Origin of the sequence: Chitinophaga rupis, from assembly GCF_900109685.1 — a bacterium.
Lineage (GTDB): Bacteria > Bacteroidota > Bacteroidia > Chitinophagales > Chitinophagaceae > Chitinophaga > Chitinophaga rupis.
The window spans coordinates 1-17,300 of record NZ_FOBB01000005.1; the positions used below are offsets into that span (position 1 = coordinate 1).

General features: G+C 48.8%; 11 protein-coding genes. 8 read left to right on the top strand and 3 right to left on the bottom strand.

The features are described 5' to 3' along the window. From BMZ54_RS19490 to BMZ54_RS19500, 3 genes are all read left to right on the top strand, one after another. Positions 1-303 (top strand): integrase core domain-containing protein (locus BMZ54_RS19490; RefSeq protein WP_143081073.1); only part of this gene is annotated, 303 nt, incomplete at its 5' end. A 274-nt stretch (positions 304-577) separates the two neighbouring features. Beyond that, positions 578-3,787, top strand: coding sequence for a GH92 family glycosyl hydrolase (locus BMZ54_RS19495; protein WP_089915837.1), 3,210 nt, complete (start codon positions 578-580; stop codon positions 3,785-3,787). Positions 3,788-3,826: 39 nt separating this feature from the next. Further along, positions 3,827-4,312, top strand: a complete 486-nt coding sequence (locus tag BMZ54_RS19500) for a GNAT family N-acetyltransferase (RefSeq protein WP_089917113.1) — start codon at positions 3,827-3,829, stop codon at positions 4,310-4,312. Here the strand turns inward: BMZ54_RS19500 and BMZ54_RS19505 are convergent. Together BMZ54_RS19505 and BMZ54_RS19510 are read right to left on the bottom strand one after the other, a co-directional pair. Continuing rightward, on the bottom strand, positions 4,276-4,686 hold the full coding sequence (locus tag BMZ54_RS19505; RefSeq protein ID WP_089915840.1) for a DUF4267 domain-containing protein: 411 nt from the start codon (positions 4,684-4,686) through the stop codon (positions 4,276-4,278). The two genes, BMZ54_RS19500 and BMZ54_RS19505, sit on opposite strands and share 37 nt — an antisense overlap. Before the next feature lie 73 nt (positions 4,687-4,759). After that, positions 4,760-5,332: a Crp/Fnr family transcriptional regulator gene (locus BMZ54_RS19510; RefSeq protein ID WP_089915843.1), complete on the bottom strand. Its 573-nt coding sequence runs from the start codon at positions 5,330-5,332 to the stop codon at positions 4,760-4,762. A gap of 222 nt (positions 5,333-5,554) precedes the next feature. On the opposite strand from BMZ54_RS19510, the gene BMZ54_RS19515 reads away from it, so the two are divergent. From BMZ54_RS19515 to BMZ54_RS19530, 4 genes are all read left to right on the top strand, one after another. Then, complete coding sequence (locus BMZ54_RS19515; RefSeq protein ID WP_143081074.1) at positions 5,555-6,301, top strand: DUF6515 family protein; 747 nt, start codon at positions 5,555-5,557, stop codon at positions 6,299-6,301. A 754-nt stretch (positions 6,302-7,055) separates the two neighbouring features. After that, positions 7,056-7,721, top strand: coding sequence for a response regulator transcription factor (locus BMZ54_RS19520; RefSeq protein ID WP_089915850.1), 666 nt, complete (start codon positions 7,056-7,058; stop codon positions 7,719-7,721). 245 nt (positions 7,722-7,966) lie between these two features. Further along, complete coding sequence (locus BMZ54_RS19525; protein WP_089915852.1) at positions 7,967-12,379, top strand: Calx-beta domain-containing protein; 4,413 nt, start codon at positions 7,967-7,969, stop codon at positions 12,377-12,379. 32 nt (positions 12,380-12,411) lie between these two features. Further along, positions 12,412-13,359, top strand: coding sequence for a PorP/SprF family type IX secretion system membrane protein (locus BMZ54_RS19530; RefSeq protein ID WP_162277611.1), 948 nt, complete (start codon positions 12,412-12,414; stop codon positions 13,357-13,359). A 1-nt stretch (position 13,360) separates the two neighbouring features. Here the strand turns inward: BMZ54_RS19530 and BMZ54_RS19535 are convergent, their stop codons facing one another. Beyond that, positions 13,361-13,978: a YdeI/OmpD-associated family protein gene (locus BMZ54_RS19535; protein WP_089915858.1), complete on the bottom strand. Its 618-nt coding sequence runs from the start codon at positions 13,976-13,978 to the stop codon at positions 13,361-13,363. A gap of 580 nt (positions 13,979-14,558) precedes the next feature. Here BMZ54_RS19535 and BMZ54_RS19540 point away from each other — a divergent pair. Next, on the top strand, positions 14,559-17,141 hold the full coding sequence (locus BMZ54_RS19540) for a TonB-dependent receptor (protein WP_089915861.1): 2,583 nt from the start codon (positions 14,559-14,561) through the stop codon (positions 17,139-17,141). Positions 17,142-17,300 lie beyond the last annotated feature (159 nt).

Below are 17,300 nucleotides of genomic sequence, written 5' to 3' on the forward strand. Positions count from 1 at the left end.
GACAATGAAGTAGCCATCAGTATGACAGAGAAAGGAGATCCTTATGAAAATGCAATAGCAGAGCGGATGAATGGCATTCTGAAATCAGAGTTTGACCTGGCAAGACAGTTTAACAACTACGAAGAAGCAGCCAGCGCTGTTACAGCAGCTATCCGGATTTACAACCAGCAACGGCCTCATGCCAGCTGTAATTATCTGACGCCGGAGCAGGCCGCTACTCAGAAGGGAACCCTACTATCCCGATGGAAAACAAGAAAAAAACGAACTGTAAACCAAAATCAGGATTACAGCAAGCTATTGTAAACTTCAAACAGGATTATTTAACCAACGTGTAAACCTATTCCAGGACAAGACAGATTGTCTTGCCATTATCTTTACCATAAACTATAGATAAGCCCTGGATAACTCACCTCTTATAAGGGGAAGCTTATAGAAGGCTTACAGGAGGAGTAGGGGACTTATCTCTTTATTGCAACCGGTTGTTTCTACTGGAACAGGAGGGAGCCGCATCCTCAGATCAGCTAACAAACCCCGATATTTTTTATAACTTACCGCCCTTCAATTAAAAGCAGTGAATGTGAGCTTACCAGCCGGCAATCGTTATTTATTAGCTATTTTATTCCTACTAGTGATAAACGGCAGCTATGCCCAAACAAAAGACCCAATAGCTTATGTAGATCCCTTTATTGGTACCGCCAAAAGCAGCGTGCTTACCAAATGGGGGAGCGAAGGAGGCACCTATCCCGGCGCCGCAGCACCCTGGGGTAATATGCAGCTAACGCCGGAAACCCGTGTTAGCGGGGCAAGAGGGTATGATTACAGTGATACTTCCATTTACTACTTCAGCTGCCTGCGCCACCACAGCGGCTTTCCCGGTGGCTCCGCAGGCCAGCTATTCATAATGCCGGTAAATAGTAACGACAGCTTTCAGCTGGGTACTTATCACCGCCGCTTTTCACATGCAGGGGAAAAAGCATCGCCGGGGTATTACCGGGTGCTGTTCCCGGATAATAACACCCTGGTAGAGGCTACGGCCACCACCCGCACAGGCCTGTTCCGTTTTACATTTGCGCCGGGCGTAATACCGCAGCTGTTCATTGGCGATGGCCGGCACTTTAATACTGTTACCCGTTTTGACCTGGCCTATACCCATAAAAAGGCCGTGGAAGGTGGTACCCTGTTTACGTTTGCAGCGGCAGCCGCCGGCCCTACTACGTTAATACTAAAGCTAAGCACCTCTACCGTAGGGCAGGAAAGTGCCGCGCGTAACATTGCCGTGGAGCTGGATAGCGCCTTTGACCGCATCCACGCACGTACCCATGCCGCCTGGGCCAAAGCCTTATCAGTAGTAGAGGTAAAGGATAGTGATGAAGCGCATAAAACTGTTTTTTATACCGCCTTATACCACGCCCTGTTAATGCCCTGGATCATTTCCGATACAGATGGCGGCTACCGGGGCGCTGATGGAAATATTTACCCGGTAAGCGGTGCCGCACAATACGGCGGTTTCTCCCCCTGGGATACCTTCCGTTCCCTGCACCCGCTGTTATGCCTGTTGTTTCCCTCCGTACAAAGGGATATGGTACTATCCATGCTGGATGTGTACCAGCAAACCGGCCACCTGCCGGTAGAGTCCATGACCGGCAACCATGCAGTACCCATTATTACTGATACTTACCTGAAAGGCATACCGGGCATTGACAGTAAGCTGGCTTACAAGGCCCTGCAAAAAAGCCATGCTGATACGCCTTTCCTGCAGCCCGACCTGGCAGTGTACCAGCAGCAGGGTTACATTCCCTATACCTTGCCGGAATCTGTAACCCGCACCGTGGAGTATGCCTATGATGATTGGGCGCTGGCGCAGTTTGCAGAAAAGGTGATGCACCGTAGCGGGGATGCCGCCGCATACCTGCAAAGAAGCTATGCCTACCAGAATCTTTTTCATGCAGGGGAAATGTTTATGCTGCCGCGTGCCGGGGATGATTATAAGCTGCAGCCCGGTACCACCGGGTATAAGGAAGGGGATGCATGGATCTACTCTTATTTTGTGCCGCAGCACCCGCAGGACTTAATAAACCTGATGGGGGGCCGGCAGCTGTTCACCCAGCGGCTGGATGCTGCGCTTACAAACGGGCAGATCATTTTTGATAATGAAACCGTATTCCATGTGCCCTGGCTGTTCAATGAGGCCGGCGCAGCGCCGTATACGCAAAAATGGATCCACGATATTTTATACCACCGCTTTGCGCCCACTCCTGGCGGGCTGCCGGGCAATGATGACCTGGGCAGCACCTCCAGCTGGTATGTGTTCAGCGCCCTGGGCCTTTACTCCACTTGCCCGGGTAAACCGGAGTACAGCATAGGCGCGCCCTTATTCCAATCTGTAAAGCTGCATCTGGAGAACGGTAAAACGTTCACCATTAAACGCAGCACAGCGCCGGGCGCTTACATCCGTTCTGTAAGCCTGAATAAGCAGCCGTATGGCCACATCCATTTGCCGCATGCACAGGTGATAGCAGGCGGAGAAATGGTGTTTAATACAGCAACAGCGCCGGTGCAGCAATGGCCGTTGCAGGATAGCTTAACGGGTGAGCAGCCGGATCTGCAGCTGAAGGAATATCACCTTTCTGCAAATAAGGTAATACCGCATGAACTTTTTTACCTGCATTTTACCCTGGGCAATAACGGCAGCATAGGTACCAAACAGGTACAGGTGCTGGTGAACGGGCAGGCATATGCGTATAAGAATTGTTTGGTGAATAAAGGAGCCAGCGTAACAGATAGTATACCGCTGCGTTTATACAAGACCGGTACAGCCAGTATAACCCTAAAAGGCTTGCCTGCAAAGGCAGTAACCGTTATAAAGCCACAAACGCCTTACCCGGCCTTGCCGGAAGTGCAGCAGCTGGCCATACAGGCCCTGGTGCAAAAAGGCGATACGCAGCGCCTTACTTTTACTGTGCAGAATATTGGCGGCGAGGCCCGCAGCTTTCAGCTGCCCATCCGCTTACAGGATAGTGTGATCAATACCCTGAAGCTTACCCTGCAACCGGGCCAGCAAAAGAACATTACGCAGCAGTTTATTGCAAAGCAGGCCGGCTGGCAGCAGCTACAGGCAGGAGATGTAAAAGAAAAGTTCAGGGTACATACCACACCCCTGGAAACCCTGCTGCTGGACCTGCAGTTTCAAAAAACAGACAGCCTGGTTACGGATCATTCAGGCTTTAATAACCACGGGCGTATTATTTCCACACAAGCCGCCACAGACACTGCAGGGCTTTTATTGGGCAAACAGTGTTATGTAGAAGTGCCCAATGCGCGCAGCCTGGATGTAATGGGTAATACCATTACCATGATGGCCTGGGTATACCCGGTAGCGTCAGGAGATAACGGGCTTACAGATGTTTTCACCAAAGGGGATGCCCATGTGCTGCAGGTAGCCGGTAATAAAGACCTTACCTTTTTTGCCGGCGGCTGGGGCCGGGGCGATGTGAGCGCACCTTTGCCGGAGAACTGGTTGGGGCGCTGGCACCATATAGCAGGGGTCTGCGATGGTACCAGCTTACGCATTTACATAGATGGTGTGTTAAAAGCCACTACCCAACTGGATGCTCCTGTGAACCTGTCCATTACCAACAAATGGACGCTGGGCCGTAATGAAGAATTTCCCAACGCCCGCATTTTTAACGGGTATATGGATCATGTAAAAGTATTTGCCGCAGCGCTTACCACACCGGAAATTATCAAGGTAATGGAAACGGCGCCCCGGCTTAGGGGCATGCAGTAAAATAGTCTAATTTTACATCCCTTAATAAATACCATGCATATGTCAACTGTAGCCGTACGTCCTATACAACCGGAAGATAATTTAAAGCTGGCCACCATTGTACGCAATGCACTGGCCGAACATAAGCTCAATAAACCAGGTACGGTGTTTACAGACCCTACTACGGATAACCTGTATAAGCTTTTTGATATTCCGCGTGCAGCCTACAACGTTGCCCTGCTGGATGGGGAAATAGTTGGCGGTGCAGGCATACACCCGCTGGATGGGGGCGAGCCGCAGGTGTGCGAGCTGCAGAAAATGTACCTGGCGCCGGCCGCACGCGGCAAAGGCATTGCCCGCAACCTGATTGAGCAATGCCTTGAGTTTGCCCGCAACAACGGCTATACGCATTGTTACCTGGAAACCATGCCGGAGCTGGCGCAGGCCCGCCGCCTGTATGAGCACTTTGGCTTTTATTACCTGGATGGCCCTATGGGCAATACCGGCCATTACGCCTGCGATAACTGGATGTTAAAGGAGCTTTGACGTACATAATACCAGCCCAATACCAGGCCAAGTATAATAGCCGTTAAATGAGGGTATATCCTGGCCGTTTCATAGCCCGGGTGAGATGCAACCACCCAAAGATCCACAGAGGGCACTAATGAGCCTATAAGCAGCATTACACCCAATGCGCGGTACTGCTTCAGGAGCAGCAGCACAATAAACATCGATCCCGAAACAAGATCGCGGCCCCCCTTAATGTAATGGAAAGAGAAATCGCCATTGGTTTGGGTATTAATGCCAAAGGCTGTTTCTGCCAGCTGCGGCATGGCAAAAAAGCGGAGGCCGATAAAAACAAGCAGTGCGCCGCTTAAGAAGGTAAGCCACCACATGGTAGCACTGGTAATTCTTTTCATAGTACTTGTGTTTTTGATCACAGTACAAAGTTCTATTCCGGCCTTCCCAATTCCGTTCACCTGGGTTAATAAATCAGGATTGTGCCAGCCGTTTGCGGATGCGGCTGAGCGAGGGTGGTTTTACGCCTACATAAGAAGAAATATAATACTGCGGTATGCGCTGCTGAATATCGGGATACAGCTGTAAGAACTGCCGGTAGCGCACTTCCGGCGGCTCGCTGTACAGGGAGGCCAGCTGTTTTTTGGCGCGTACAAAAATGCTTTCCACTATCAGCCGCCCAAACCGGTCGCCGGCAGGCACCTGTTTGTAAAAGGTTTGCAGGTCATCAAAAGAGATCGCCAGCAGGGAAGTATCTTCCAGCACCTGTATGCTTTCATCGGAAACAGATTGATCTAAAAAGCTCGCATAGTTGCAAATAAATTCACCTTCTTTTCCAAATTCATATGTAAGCTCCTGACCGTCTTTGTTCAGGAAATATCTCACCAATCCCTGCTGAATAAAACCTACCTGTTTGCAGGTATAGCCTTCCTGTACAAAGTACTCGCCTTTGCTAAGCTGTTTTACTTTGAACAGCTGGCGGATCAGTGCTGCATCCGCTTCTGTGAGCGGGATAAAATGCCGGATGGTATTCAGAAGTGCTTCCATGATGCTTACAAAATACAGGTAATAAATAATCCTGGCAAATGCGTTTTGCTAAAACATAACTGTTGTGATAAACAGTGATTTTTATAATAAATAAACTTTCACTTTAAGATAACTTTAACGGTTGGCCCTGTTAAACTTCAGGCATATGCAATGATCTAAAGAGGGAAGCGTTTAAAAGAAAAGAAGAACATGCTGATATCCGCTTCATTAAATTCTTTTACAATGAAACAGAGATCATATATACTGGGAGCGCTGCTGTTACTGGCAGCTACATTAACAGCAGGAGGCGCCTACGCACAGCGTGGGCATGTGCGTGTAGGCGTGGGAGCACATTTTTATGGCGGTGGCGGACGCATAGCATTTGGCGGCGGAGGATATTACGCACCGCGTTATTACAGGCCGGTACGGGTATACCATCCCTACGTGGGCGCTTATTATCCCTACTACCGTTATCCGGTAGGTTTTAGATTAGGGGTATTGCCTTATGGGTTTATGACCTTTGGAACGCCCTGGGGGCCTTACTTTTACTTTGATGGTACTTTTTACCGGCATCCTGATAACAACGATACGCAGTATGAAGTAGCAGAGCCGCCCGTTGGTGCAGATGTGCCCTCATTACCTGCTGGCGCTAAACAGGTAACAATTGATGGGAATACTTATTACGAATACAATGGTACCATTTACCAGGAAGTGATCAAACATAACGAGCGCCGTTATGCAATAGTAGGTAAGAACGGGCAGCTGAATATGGGCGGTGATGATAGTGATAATAACAGTAATAACGCAGCGCCTGATAACCAGGCCACACAGCCGGATGATGTAGTTTCACAGCTTCCGGATGGCAGCCATAAGGTAGAGATAAACGGCCAGCAGCTATACGTTTCACCGGATGGAATGTATTATCAACAGGTACAGCTGGATAGTAATATGACAGGGTATAAAGTAGTCGGGAAACAAACAGCAGATTAACGTATAGGCGTTACTGCAGCTGGAAAGCACTTTCTCATCATGAGGGAGTGCTTTTCGTTTTTTACAGGAAAATTTTTCAAAAAACTTATCCACTTAATGCTCACAATTGCGCTGTGGCATTTGTGCTGTCTTTCAATGCATACAAGTGGTATATACGAAAACTGTCCCCCAGGAATGGGGGACAGGGTTAGATAACTATCCTATGAAAACTTGCTTTCGCAAGCTAATCCTGTTAGTTTTGAGTTATAGAGAGTATGTTTAAATATTATTAATATGCCAGCTTTTGCCGGCATTGCATTCGCATAGCACACCAGGGGCTAGCCGGTGGTATTTTTATACTGCATTGAATACTACGCTACTTAGCTTTTTTTGGTCGTGTACAAAAATGCAAAAGAGTGGCCAACCATTTTAATGATTTTTAGCGTGTAGCCGAAAATTGAGTGCATACTCCCAATATTGGGAACTAGTACCCAAATTGGTGTAAAGCCGTTCTGTAAGCGTATAGTGGCGCCCGTTATTTGTGAACACGATTGGGTAATCAAGGGTATACAATACACCTCAAAAATTTGTAATCCATTGAATAACAAAAACTTAAAGCTATATTGGCGCTCTTTATCCCGTGCCTGTTAGTTAAACTATGGTGATAACAAAATCGAATTGCCAACACAAAATGAAAATGTTGCCCGTGTAGTCAGTTAGCTTTTTAGGCTGCCTGGAATCTTACCAATGCTAACTGCTTCAAACATATTGTCTGATGACTGACAGTTCCCGTAAAATACTGCTTGTGGACGGGAGCCATATATTCATTAAGCAAGTCAGTCAATTGCTGATCCCGCATTACGAGATAATCACCGCGTTATCGTCCGAAGAGGGGTTAGGCATTGCATTGGAGCAATTACCCGATTTGATCATTTGTGGCATGGAGCTGCGGGATGGCAGCGGTCACCACTTTTTAATGGCCCTGCGGGATGATCCCCGGCTGGCCCATTTGCCGTTCATACTGGTCAGCAATAAGGATACTAAAGAGGATATGCGCATGGCTATGAACCTGGGGGCTGATGATTACCTGGTACAGCCGTTTAAACGGCAGGACCTGCTTTCCAGCATCCGCTCCCGTATTTCCCGCTTCTCTATTTTTAATAATATGCGCCGGGCCGTTGAAACCAACCCCGAAACCCCCATGGCCATTCCCCTGGTACCGGCCGATGTTCAGGATAAGCTCAGTAAAACGGAAGCCAGGGTTATTCGCCTCATTGCAGAAGGCAAAAACACCAAGGAAATAGCCCAGGACCTGTACGTGAGCGTAAAAACCGTTGAAAATCACAAGTATAACATTGCCCAGAAGCTGGGGCTTACCGGCCGCAACTCCCTCACAGAATACGTTATCAAGAATATTATACAGCCCTATAAAAGCTCCTGATCCAACTCATTGATCTGCCAACACTTTGGGTTTCTATTCACAACAGGTGTTAATAACTTACCACATTAACGACAAATAATATTATTTTATTTAATAAATATTCATAATTTTATATATTATAATACGAATAATTAATATTTGGTTTGAGATAAACAGGGGGTGCTTTTAATGACTACAAAGTGTTACGGCAATTGTTGTGAACCGCAGCAGTTGCTTTGTCGTAAACGCTTGTTATGCTGTAACTTATGAGTGCGAAACACTATAGAACCTTATGCTGCACATTCGCTGCCTTTATACTGGCAGCCAGCCAGTTATTGGCTGCTGATAACCCCGTTAAGCTTCACAGAAAAGGAAAGCGGATCCAGACCATTAGCACCGGCAACCCGATAGACGCCAATGAGAACGGGGGATATGGAGGGATGGATATCTTATTATCCGAAGGCCCGGCCACGGAAGACATCTCCATTACCTTTACGGTTTCCGGTACGGCTACAGCCAATACAGACTATTATACCAGCATATGGACCGGCACCACCACCATCTTTGCCGGGGAAGATTATATACACCTGCCTTTAGAGGCTATTAATGATGACCTGATAGAAGGGGATGAGGACGTAGTGGTAACTATTACCGGCGCCACCGGTTTAAGCAGCGCCACGGCCTATGCACTGGATCCGCATATTACCGAAACCCTGAAGATCATTGATAACGATAACGTTATTACCGCCTATCCCACCACAGGGCAGGCCGGGGAGCCATCCGCACCCATTACCGCCAAATTTGCACTGCCCGGCTCATTACTGGCGCCGGAGGATATTACTATTAATTATTATGTAGATGGCGGTACAGCCACCAATGGGGTTGACTACCAAACACCTTCCGGGCAGATCATTTTGCCGGCGGGATCCAACTATGTAGTACTTACCATACCGGTAATAGACGATAAGACCATTGAAGGGAACGAGACCGTGAGGATCACTATGTCCAGCGCCACCGCGGCCAGCTTTAACGTGCAGCTGTCGTCCAGCCGTTCTGTGAGCTCCTCCATCCTGGATGATGACTCCGAACTAAGCATTGGCATTGTAGGCACCATTAACGGTAAGGAAAAGCCCACCACATCGGGCGCCTTTACCATTAGCCTGCCGCCGGGGGTAAAAGCCGGGGAAATTGTTACGGTGGTATACTCCATTGGAGGCACCGCCACTGCCGGCAGCGACTATAAAGCCCTTACAGGTAAAGCATTCATATCCGCCGGTAAAAGCAGCGTACTGGTGCCCATCACCATGTTCGACGACCAGGTGATAGAAGGCCAGGAGGATATTGTGATCACCGTATTAAGCGGCAGCTCCAATAACCTGGCTACCTATGCCATCAGCACTACCAATAATACCACTACAGTTAGTATAGAGGATGATGATAATGTGCCGGCCAACTGCCAGATCAACGCCATTACTGTGGCCGACGGCAGCGAATCCAGCGGCGATGGCAGCTTTAAGCTGGCCCTGCCCGGTACCTATACCTTTAAGCAGGATATGGCCGTAACCTACCAGGTAAGCGGTACTGCTATGCCTGGCACGGATTATACCACCTTAGCCGGCACAGCTACCCTGGTAGCCGGGCAGAACAGTGTGCTGGTACCAGTACCGGTATTAAATGATGCCCTGATAGAAGGGGATGAATCCGTGATCATTAAACCCCAGCCGGTAACCAGCGGCGGCATTAACTTTGCCGGCGGCGATACCTGCGTGGTAATGATCCTGGATGATGATGATGATAACCTGAAAGTTTCAGTAAGCGCCTATGATCCAAGCGCTACTGAGCCTACTGATACCGCGGCCTTCCGTTTAAGCCTGCCCAATGGCAATGCCGCATCCGTACCCGTAACCGTTACTTACCAGGTAGGCGGCACCGCCGCCAATGGTACTGACTATACCAGCCTAACCGGCACCGTTACCATTGAGGCCGATAGCACCGGCGCCTTTATACCGCTGCAGGTACTGGACGATAACCTGATAGAAGGGGACGAAACAGTGACTATTAAATTACTGACGGTAACCTCAACCTTACCGTTCACGATAGATCATACTAAAGATTCAGCCGCCATCACCATTGATGATGATGATGTAGCCAACATGGATATTATTGCCGGCACCAGTGTGAAAACAGGTGCAGAACCAGCCACCAATGGCCAGTTCACGGTAAGCATAGCCTCCGGTAAAATTACCAGCGTACCCATTACCGTTACTTATACTACCGCCGGTACCGCTACCAGTGGTACAGATTATACCGCCTTGTCTGGCACCGTAACTATTGCCGCCAATAGCAGCAGCGCTACGGTAGATGTGCCTGTGAAAGACGATAACCTGGTAGAAGGGGATGAAACCGTGATCATGACCCTTACAGGCGCCACAGCCGGCCTGCCCTTTGTAATAGGCGCCCATAGCAAAGACACGGTGATCATTGATGACGACGATGATGTGAACATGGGGATCATAATTGAAGCCAGCATCCCGGATGCAGAAGAACCGGCTACCAATGGTGAGTTCACCATTAAGCTGGCCTCCGGCAAAACACCGCTGGTACCCATTACCGTTACCTACACAGTTAGCGGCAGCGCCGTTAGCGGAACAGACTTTACACCGCTTACCGGTACAGTAACCATCCCGGCCAACAGCACCAGCGTAACCTTCCCGGTAAAAGTGATGAATGATACGATTGCGGAAACCGCCGAAACAGTGATCGTTACGCTCAATACCATTACATCCACCATGCCTTTTGTAAAAGGCGCAGCTGATAAAGATACTGTTACCATTTATGATGATGATACCGAACAGGTGATCATCAGCGCCAGCGACCCGGATGCCGCTGAACCGTCAGACGGCGGCCAGTTCACCATCCGCATAGCTTCAGGCAAACCGGTAACAGCCGATGTGGTCCTGGACCTTACCATCACCGGTACAGCCACCAATGGTACGGATTACGCCAGCATACCGCTTACCATAACCATCCCTAACGGCAGCAGCAATGTAACCATACCGGTAACGGTGATTGATGATAACAGGGTAGAAGGCAAAGAAACCGTGATTGTTACACTTACCAAGCTTACCTCAGCTGTGAAGTACGACATAGGTAAGCTGAAGACCGATACCGTAACCATTACCGACGAGGATGCCGCTAACATGGCCATAGAAATGGTAGCCACCAAGGCAGATGCCGCAGAACCGGGTGATGGCACTACAGACAAGGGCGAATTTACCGTGCGCCTGGCCTCCGGCAAGCTGGCTGATAAGCCTATTACCGTACAGTATGAAGTAAAAGGCAGCGCGCAGAACGCCGTTGATTATGATAGCATACCCGCCCAGGTAGTGATACCTGCCGGCAGCAACGGAGTTAAGATCCCGATCACTGTAATTGACGATACCAAGCCGGAAGGCGTGGAAGCTATTACGCTTATCATTAATAAAATTACCGCTTACCTGGCCTTTACCGGGTTAAACAGCTCTGCCACTGTGCAGATAGCCGATAACGATACGGTAACAACCGCTGCCTGGATGAGCACTGATGTAACCGGCAAGGTAAGCTCAGGCAACTCCATCCGTTACACCATCCACATCAGTAATGGCAGCGATACCAACCAGGTGAACGTGATCATTAAAGACCTAGTGCCCGCTTACACGGTATTCGTATCAGCAGAAGATGGTATTAAACCGGATGCCAGCGGCCTGTTAACATGGACCATTCCGGTAATTGCCCCTGGTATAACTGTTACCCGTGAGCTGCTGGTAAGGGTGGCCGATGACCTGACCGGCGCAGACAGCATTGTGAATACAGCCACCATTGACCTGAGCGACGGTGTGGGCGACCAGCCCGTGCACCCGGCAGACCCGCTGAATCCCAACTTCCCGAACCTGAGCTCCGGGCCTAATGATCCGGCAACTGTGGTGTACGTGAATAAATCCGGCGGCTTCAATACCTGGAAAACCGTGAAGAACGATGATAATACCGCCGTAGCCAAACCGGCGCAGGAGCTGTTGTACAGGATCTACATCCGCAATACAGGCGGGGTGCAGTTAGCCAATGTAACGATCGTAGATACTATACCCGCGCATACGAAGTATGTAAGCAATGCCACGGGCGGCGTGTATAATGCGGCCTCCAATACCATTAGCTGGACGCGTGCCACCATAGGCGTAAAAGTAAAAGACTCAGTGAGCTTCCTGGTAAGAACAGATGATGACCTTACCGGCGTAGCGCAGATAGAAAATATAGCAACGGTAGGCACTGCCGATACCGTGCGCCGTACAGGCATCTGCGATCCGTTTACGGACGCCAGCTGCCCCGGCACACCTGCACCGGCTGTTATACTGGTGGAAAACAAGCCGGTGAACCTGGACCTGGTATTCCCGAACGTATTCACACCTAACGGCGACGGCCTGAACGAATATTTTAAAATAGCCGGCCTGGAAAGTTATACTGCACCGGAGTTATATGTGTATAACCGCTGGGGCGGACAGGTATATGCTTCCCAGGACTATCATAACGACTGGGATGGCAACGGAGGAAAGCTGAATGAAGGAACTTATTACTATGTGCTGAAGGTAAAAACATCATCTGACGAAGAGAAACTTTATAAGGGATGGGTGCAAATACTGAAATAATGAAGCAGGCTGCCATGCCAAAAAGAGCTGTTATGCGTAAGCTGTATGCATGCATAGTAATGCTGCTGCTGGCTTACACCGGTAATGCGCAGCAGAACCTGCAGTTTAGCCAGTACATTTTTAATGAGCTGAGTGTGAACCCGGCTGTTGCAGGCAATAAGGAAGACTGGTACCTGAATGCCACTTACCGGCAGCAATGGGCCGGCTTTCCCGGCGCACCCCGTACGGGAGGCGTATCGGTTGACGGCCTGGTGCGCGGAGATGATAATGATCGTCGTGTAGGCATTGGCGTGCAAATGATGATGGATAATTTAGGGCCGCAGCATGCCTACTCCATATACGGCTCTTACGCCTACCGCATTCCTATGGATGAGGAGAACCTGAGCCGCCTGTGCTTAGGCCTGGGTATTGGTGTTACACAATATGGTATTGACGGCAGCACCTTCATGTATACAGATGCCAATGACCCTGTGATTCCCGTGGCGCCTGCAGCTTCCATAGCGCCGGATGCCCGCTTTGGCATCTATTATTACAGCCCGCAGTTCTATTTCGGGTTATCTGTAATGGATCTCTTATCTACCTACACCAATACCAGCTATTCCTGGAAAGGGTATAAGTTTGAGACCATCCGCAAAACACAGCACATTTATCTTACCGGCGGTACCCTGATACCTTTCTCAGAGAACTTTCAATTAAAGCCTTCCCTGATGGTGAAAACCGACATGAAAGGGCCCATCAGCATTGACTTTAATTCTTTTTTACTGATAGGGGAGGGCGCTAAATTATGGGTAGGCGGTTCTTACCGTACCACCAGCAACGTAAGCATTATGGGCGTGTTCAATGCGCCGCGTTTCCGCCTGGGGTATTCGTATGATATGAACATGAGTAAGCTTACCGGTACAGGCCCATCGCATGAAATATCTATCGGTATCCTGTTCCCATCCGGCAGGAATGATGATGCGGATCCGCGGTATTTCTAATTTATTTCTTTTCGTATTTCCAGTTACGGTTTTTTCCTTCCGCCAGCCATTCAATGGCAGTAGCTATGCGTTTCTCACGCGTGGCATCTGTTTTAGCTTCTGTGATCCATTCCACGTAATCCTTCTGATTGGTATAACTAAAGTCTTCAAAAGTTTTAGCCGCCTTTTTATTCTTTGCCAGGGCTTTTTGAAAGTAGTCCGGTATTTCCAGCTCCTTTTTATCTTTTTTAACAGCCGGCTTTGCACGGGGTTTAACGCCCTGCTCATTGAGCGCTGCAGCTTCTTTAATATAGGCGATCAGTATTTTATCGGCCGGCAGGTCTTTTACACTGGTAAGCTGTCCGAACTGCCCCATGCCTGAGTCCTCCTCCTTCTGCAATATTTTATGCGGATCGCTTAACATGCTGGCGCCCCAAAGCATAAAAGAGCAATGCTGCTTAAAGGCCGACATAGCGCAGAGTATGCCCTGGTGCTCAAAAAAGGGCCGGCCCCACTTGATGTTCTCTGTAGCGGAAGGGCAGGCCTTGTGTACCAATGCCCGTAAGTGTTGCAGGATGGGCTGTGCAAAGGGGGCCGCTTTTGCAATGTAGGCATCCACCCGGGGATCTGTGTGTTGCATACTATAAATTTAAAACTTCCGGCCTTATTAACATCTGATTAGGGCCCTGTTTCTTTGGGAGTAGTTAGATTTATATAAATCTTTAGTACACGCTTAAATTTTTATAGTCAGATGTTTCACTTGTATTGGAAAAGTAATAACCGCTCATTCCTGGGCGGTTTTTTTGTGGACATTCTCCACAACTATCCGAATAAATAGTTGCTAAAATTGTCAACTATACAATTTATCACACAAACGTGATATGTAATAGTTAGGGGCCTTTATATATTTTCGTCGCCATATAAATATCGTAAAATACAATTTTACATACACGGAACTTTATCACCATACCCCTGTACCCTGAATTAACCGGATAGCCTTACACCTCTGAAAAACAACGGAACACTGAATGTTTTATATATAACAGTGAACAATGAAAACGCACGAATGGAACCCCCATGCGAAGGAGCATCTTTTTTTATCTCCACAAAAAGTGCTTATATTTAATTGAAGCCAGGAATCTAAATCGTACCAAAAAGATCTAAATCGTTTTTAAATCCAAGCCAATTCGTACTAGAGCTATCTAAATCAGAAGAACCATATGAACAAAGCCCTCATGATTGCAGGTCTGCTATTGGCATGCCTGAACAGCTATGCCCAACATGTAGTAAAAGGAAAAGTAAGCGATAATACCGGCGCCCCCATACCCGGTGTAAGCGTATTTGAAAAAGGTACCAGCCGCGGCGCCACTACCGATGCTGCAGGTGCTTTTCAGCTGGAGGCTGGTAATGCCAACGCTGTAATTGTTTTCCGTGTGCTGGGTTATGCTACACAGGAAGTATCCCTGAATGGGAAAAACACGCTCAACGTATCGCTGGTAAGTGAAAGCACCGCTATACAGGGCGTGGAGGTAGTGGGTAGCCGCAGCCTGAACCGCTCTGTAACCCAAACACCGGTGCCTATTGACATTATCCCGGTTGCAAAGATCACCAACTCAGTAGGGCAGCTGGATCTGAACCAGCTGATGCAATTTGTAGCGCCCTCTTTTAACTCAAACCGGCAAACAGGCTCCGACGGTGCAGATCACATAGACCCCGCCACCCTGCGTGGTTTGGGGCCGGATCAAACACTGGTGCTTATTAATGGCAAACGCCGCCACCAGTCATCGCTGGTGAACCTGTACGGTACCCGTGGCCGGGGTAATACCGGTACTGACCTGAACACCATACCTGCTGCAGCTATTGAGCGTATTGAAATACTGCGCGATGGCGCTGCTGCGCAATACGGCTCCGACGCTATTGCCGGCGTAATTAACATAGTGCTGAAATCCAGCACAGATGGGCTTACCACCAACATTAACGGAGGCATAACCTCCAAAGGCGATGGTGAAAATGTAGGCCTGAACGCCAACTACGGTTTTAAAATAGGCGAGGGCGGTTTTATAAATGTAACAACAGATTATTTATACCGTGGCCGCACCAACCGGGCAGAGGATCCTGCCAAGGTAGGAGAAGATAATGTGCCGCGGCGCTTTTATGGCGATGCCATGATGGAGAACTATGCCGCCATGTACAATGCACGCATCCCTATTGCGGAAAAAGCGGAGATCTATTCTTTTGGCGGTTATAACCAGCGGCACGGTAACGCCTATGCGTTTACGCGTTATGCCGGCGACGACCGTAACATACCCTCCATTTACCCCAATGGTTTTGACCCGCAGATCATTTCTGATATTGGCGACCGTTCTATATCCGTAGGCGTACGCGGGGTAATGAAAGGCTGGAACGTGGATTTTAACAATACCTACGGCATTAACCGTTTTCATTATTATGTGGATCATACGCTGAATGCTTCTTTACTGGAGCAATCGCCCACCCGCTTTGATGCCGGCGGCTTTCAGCTGAGCCAGAACACCGCAGGGCTGCACTTTACCCGCTTTTTTGAAAATGTATTGCCCAAGGGTACCAACATTGCCTTTGGTACAGAGTTCCGCACAGAGAACTACCGCATTTTTGCAGGCGAGGAAGGTTCCTGGAAAGCATATGGCGCATACGACCTGGTGCCCAATGATAACGGCGGTATAGATACCGTGTACAAAGCTGCCGGCTCACAGGGCTTCCCGGGTTTTCAGCCTGCGAATATGGTGGATGAATCCCGTACTAACCTGGGCGTGTATGCAGATGGGGAGTTTAACTTCTCTTCTAACTTCATGATAGGCGCTGCCGGCCGTTATGAGCGGTATAATGATTTTGGCAGCACCATAAACGGTAAGCTGTCTATGCGGTATGAGATCTCGCCTGCGCTGGCTTTCCGTGGCTCTATAAGCACCGGTTTCCGCGCGCCTTCCCTGGCACAGATCTATTTTAATACCACCTATACCAACGTGGTAAGGGGAGAGGTCATTGAAAACCTGCTGACCCGTAACCAGAGCAATATAACCCGCGTGCTGGGCGTAGAGCCGCTGAAGCAGGAAAAGGCCGTGAACGCAAGTTTGGGCCTTACTTCCAGGCCGGCGCCGGGTTTAAGCATTACGGTAGATGGTTATTATGTGAAAATAAAAGACCGCATTGTGCTTACCGGTGATTTTACAGCGGACAATGCGCCGGAAATAGCCCCGGACCTGGACAAGCTGAATGTAAGCGTGGTAAAGTTCTTTACCAATGCGCTGGACACCAAAACCCTGGGCCTGGATGCTATTGTAACCTGGAACAAACGTTTCAGCGGCGGGCATGATTTTACCGCTACCCTGGCTGCTAACTTCAACGATCTGGAAACGGGCGATATTAAAACATCTGCCAAGCTGGCCAGCCGTAAGGATATTTACTTCAGCGACCGGGAACGCTCTTTCCTGGTAGCCTCCGCACCACCCAGCAAAATTAACCTTACGCTGGATTACCGTTACGGTAAGTTCAATACCAACCTGCGTTTTGTACGTTTCGACCGCATTCGCCTGCAGAACTATGATCTTGTATACGACATATATGACGCACGCATCGTAACCGACCTTTCCGTGGGCTACCAGATCATTCCGGCCGTTACCTGGGTGGTTGGCGCCAGTAACCTGTTTAACGTATATCCCACCAGGCACAATGCAACCCTTACCGATTCCGGTGGTATTTACGAGCCGCTGCAGATGGGCTTTAACGGCACTTATTTCTTTAGCAGGCTTTCGTTTAGATTTTAGATCTTAGATCATAAATTTTAAAGGCCTGATGGGTTACTGAAACCTGTCAGGCCTTTTTATTATATTGCTACCGGAAGCGGAAGACAAAAGAATTACGAATTAATAGAACAGCGTTTATCACCACTGTATTTAATTCGTAATTAGTAATTGAATAATTCG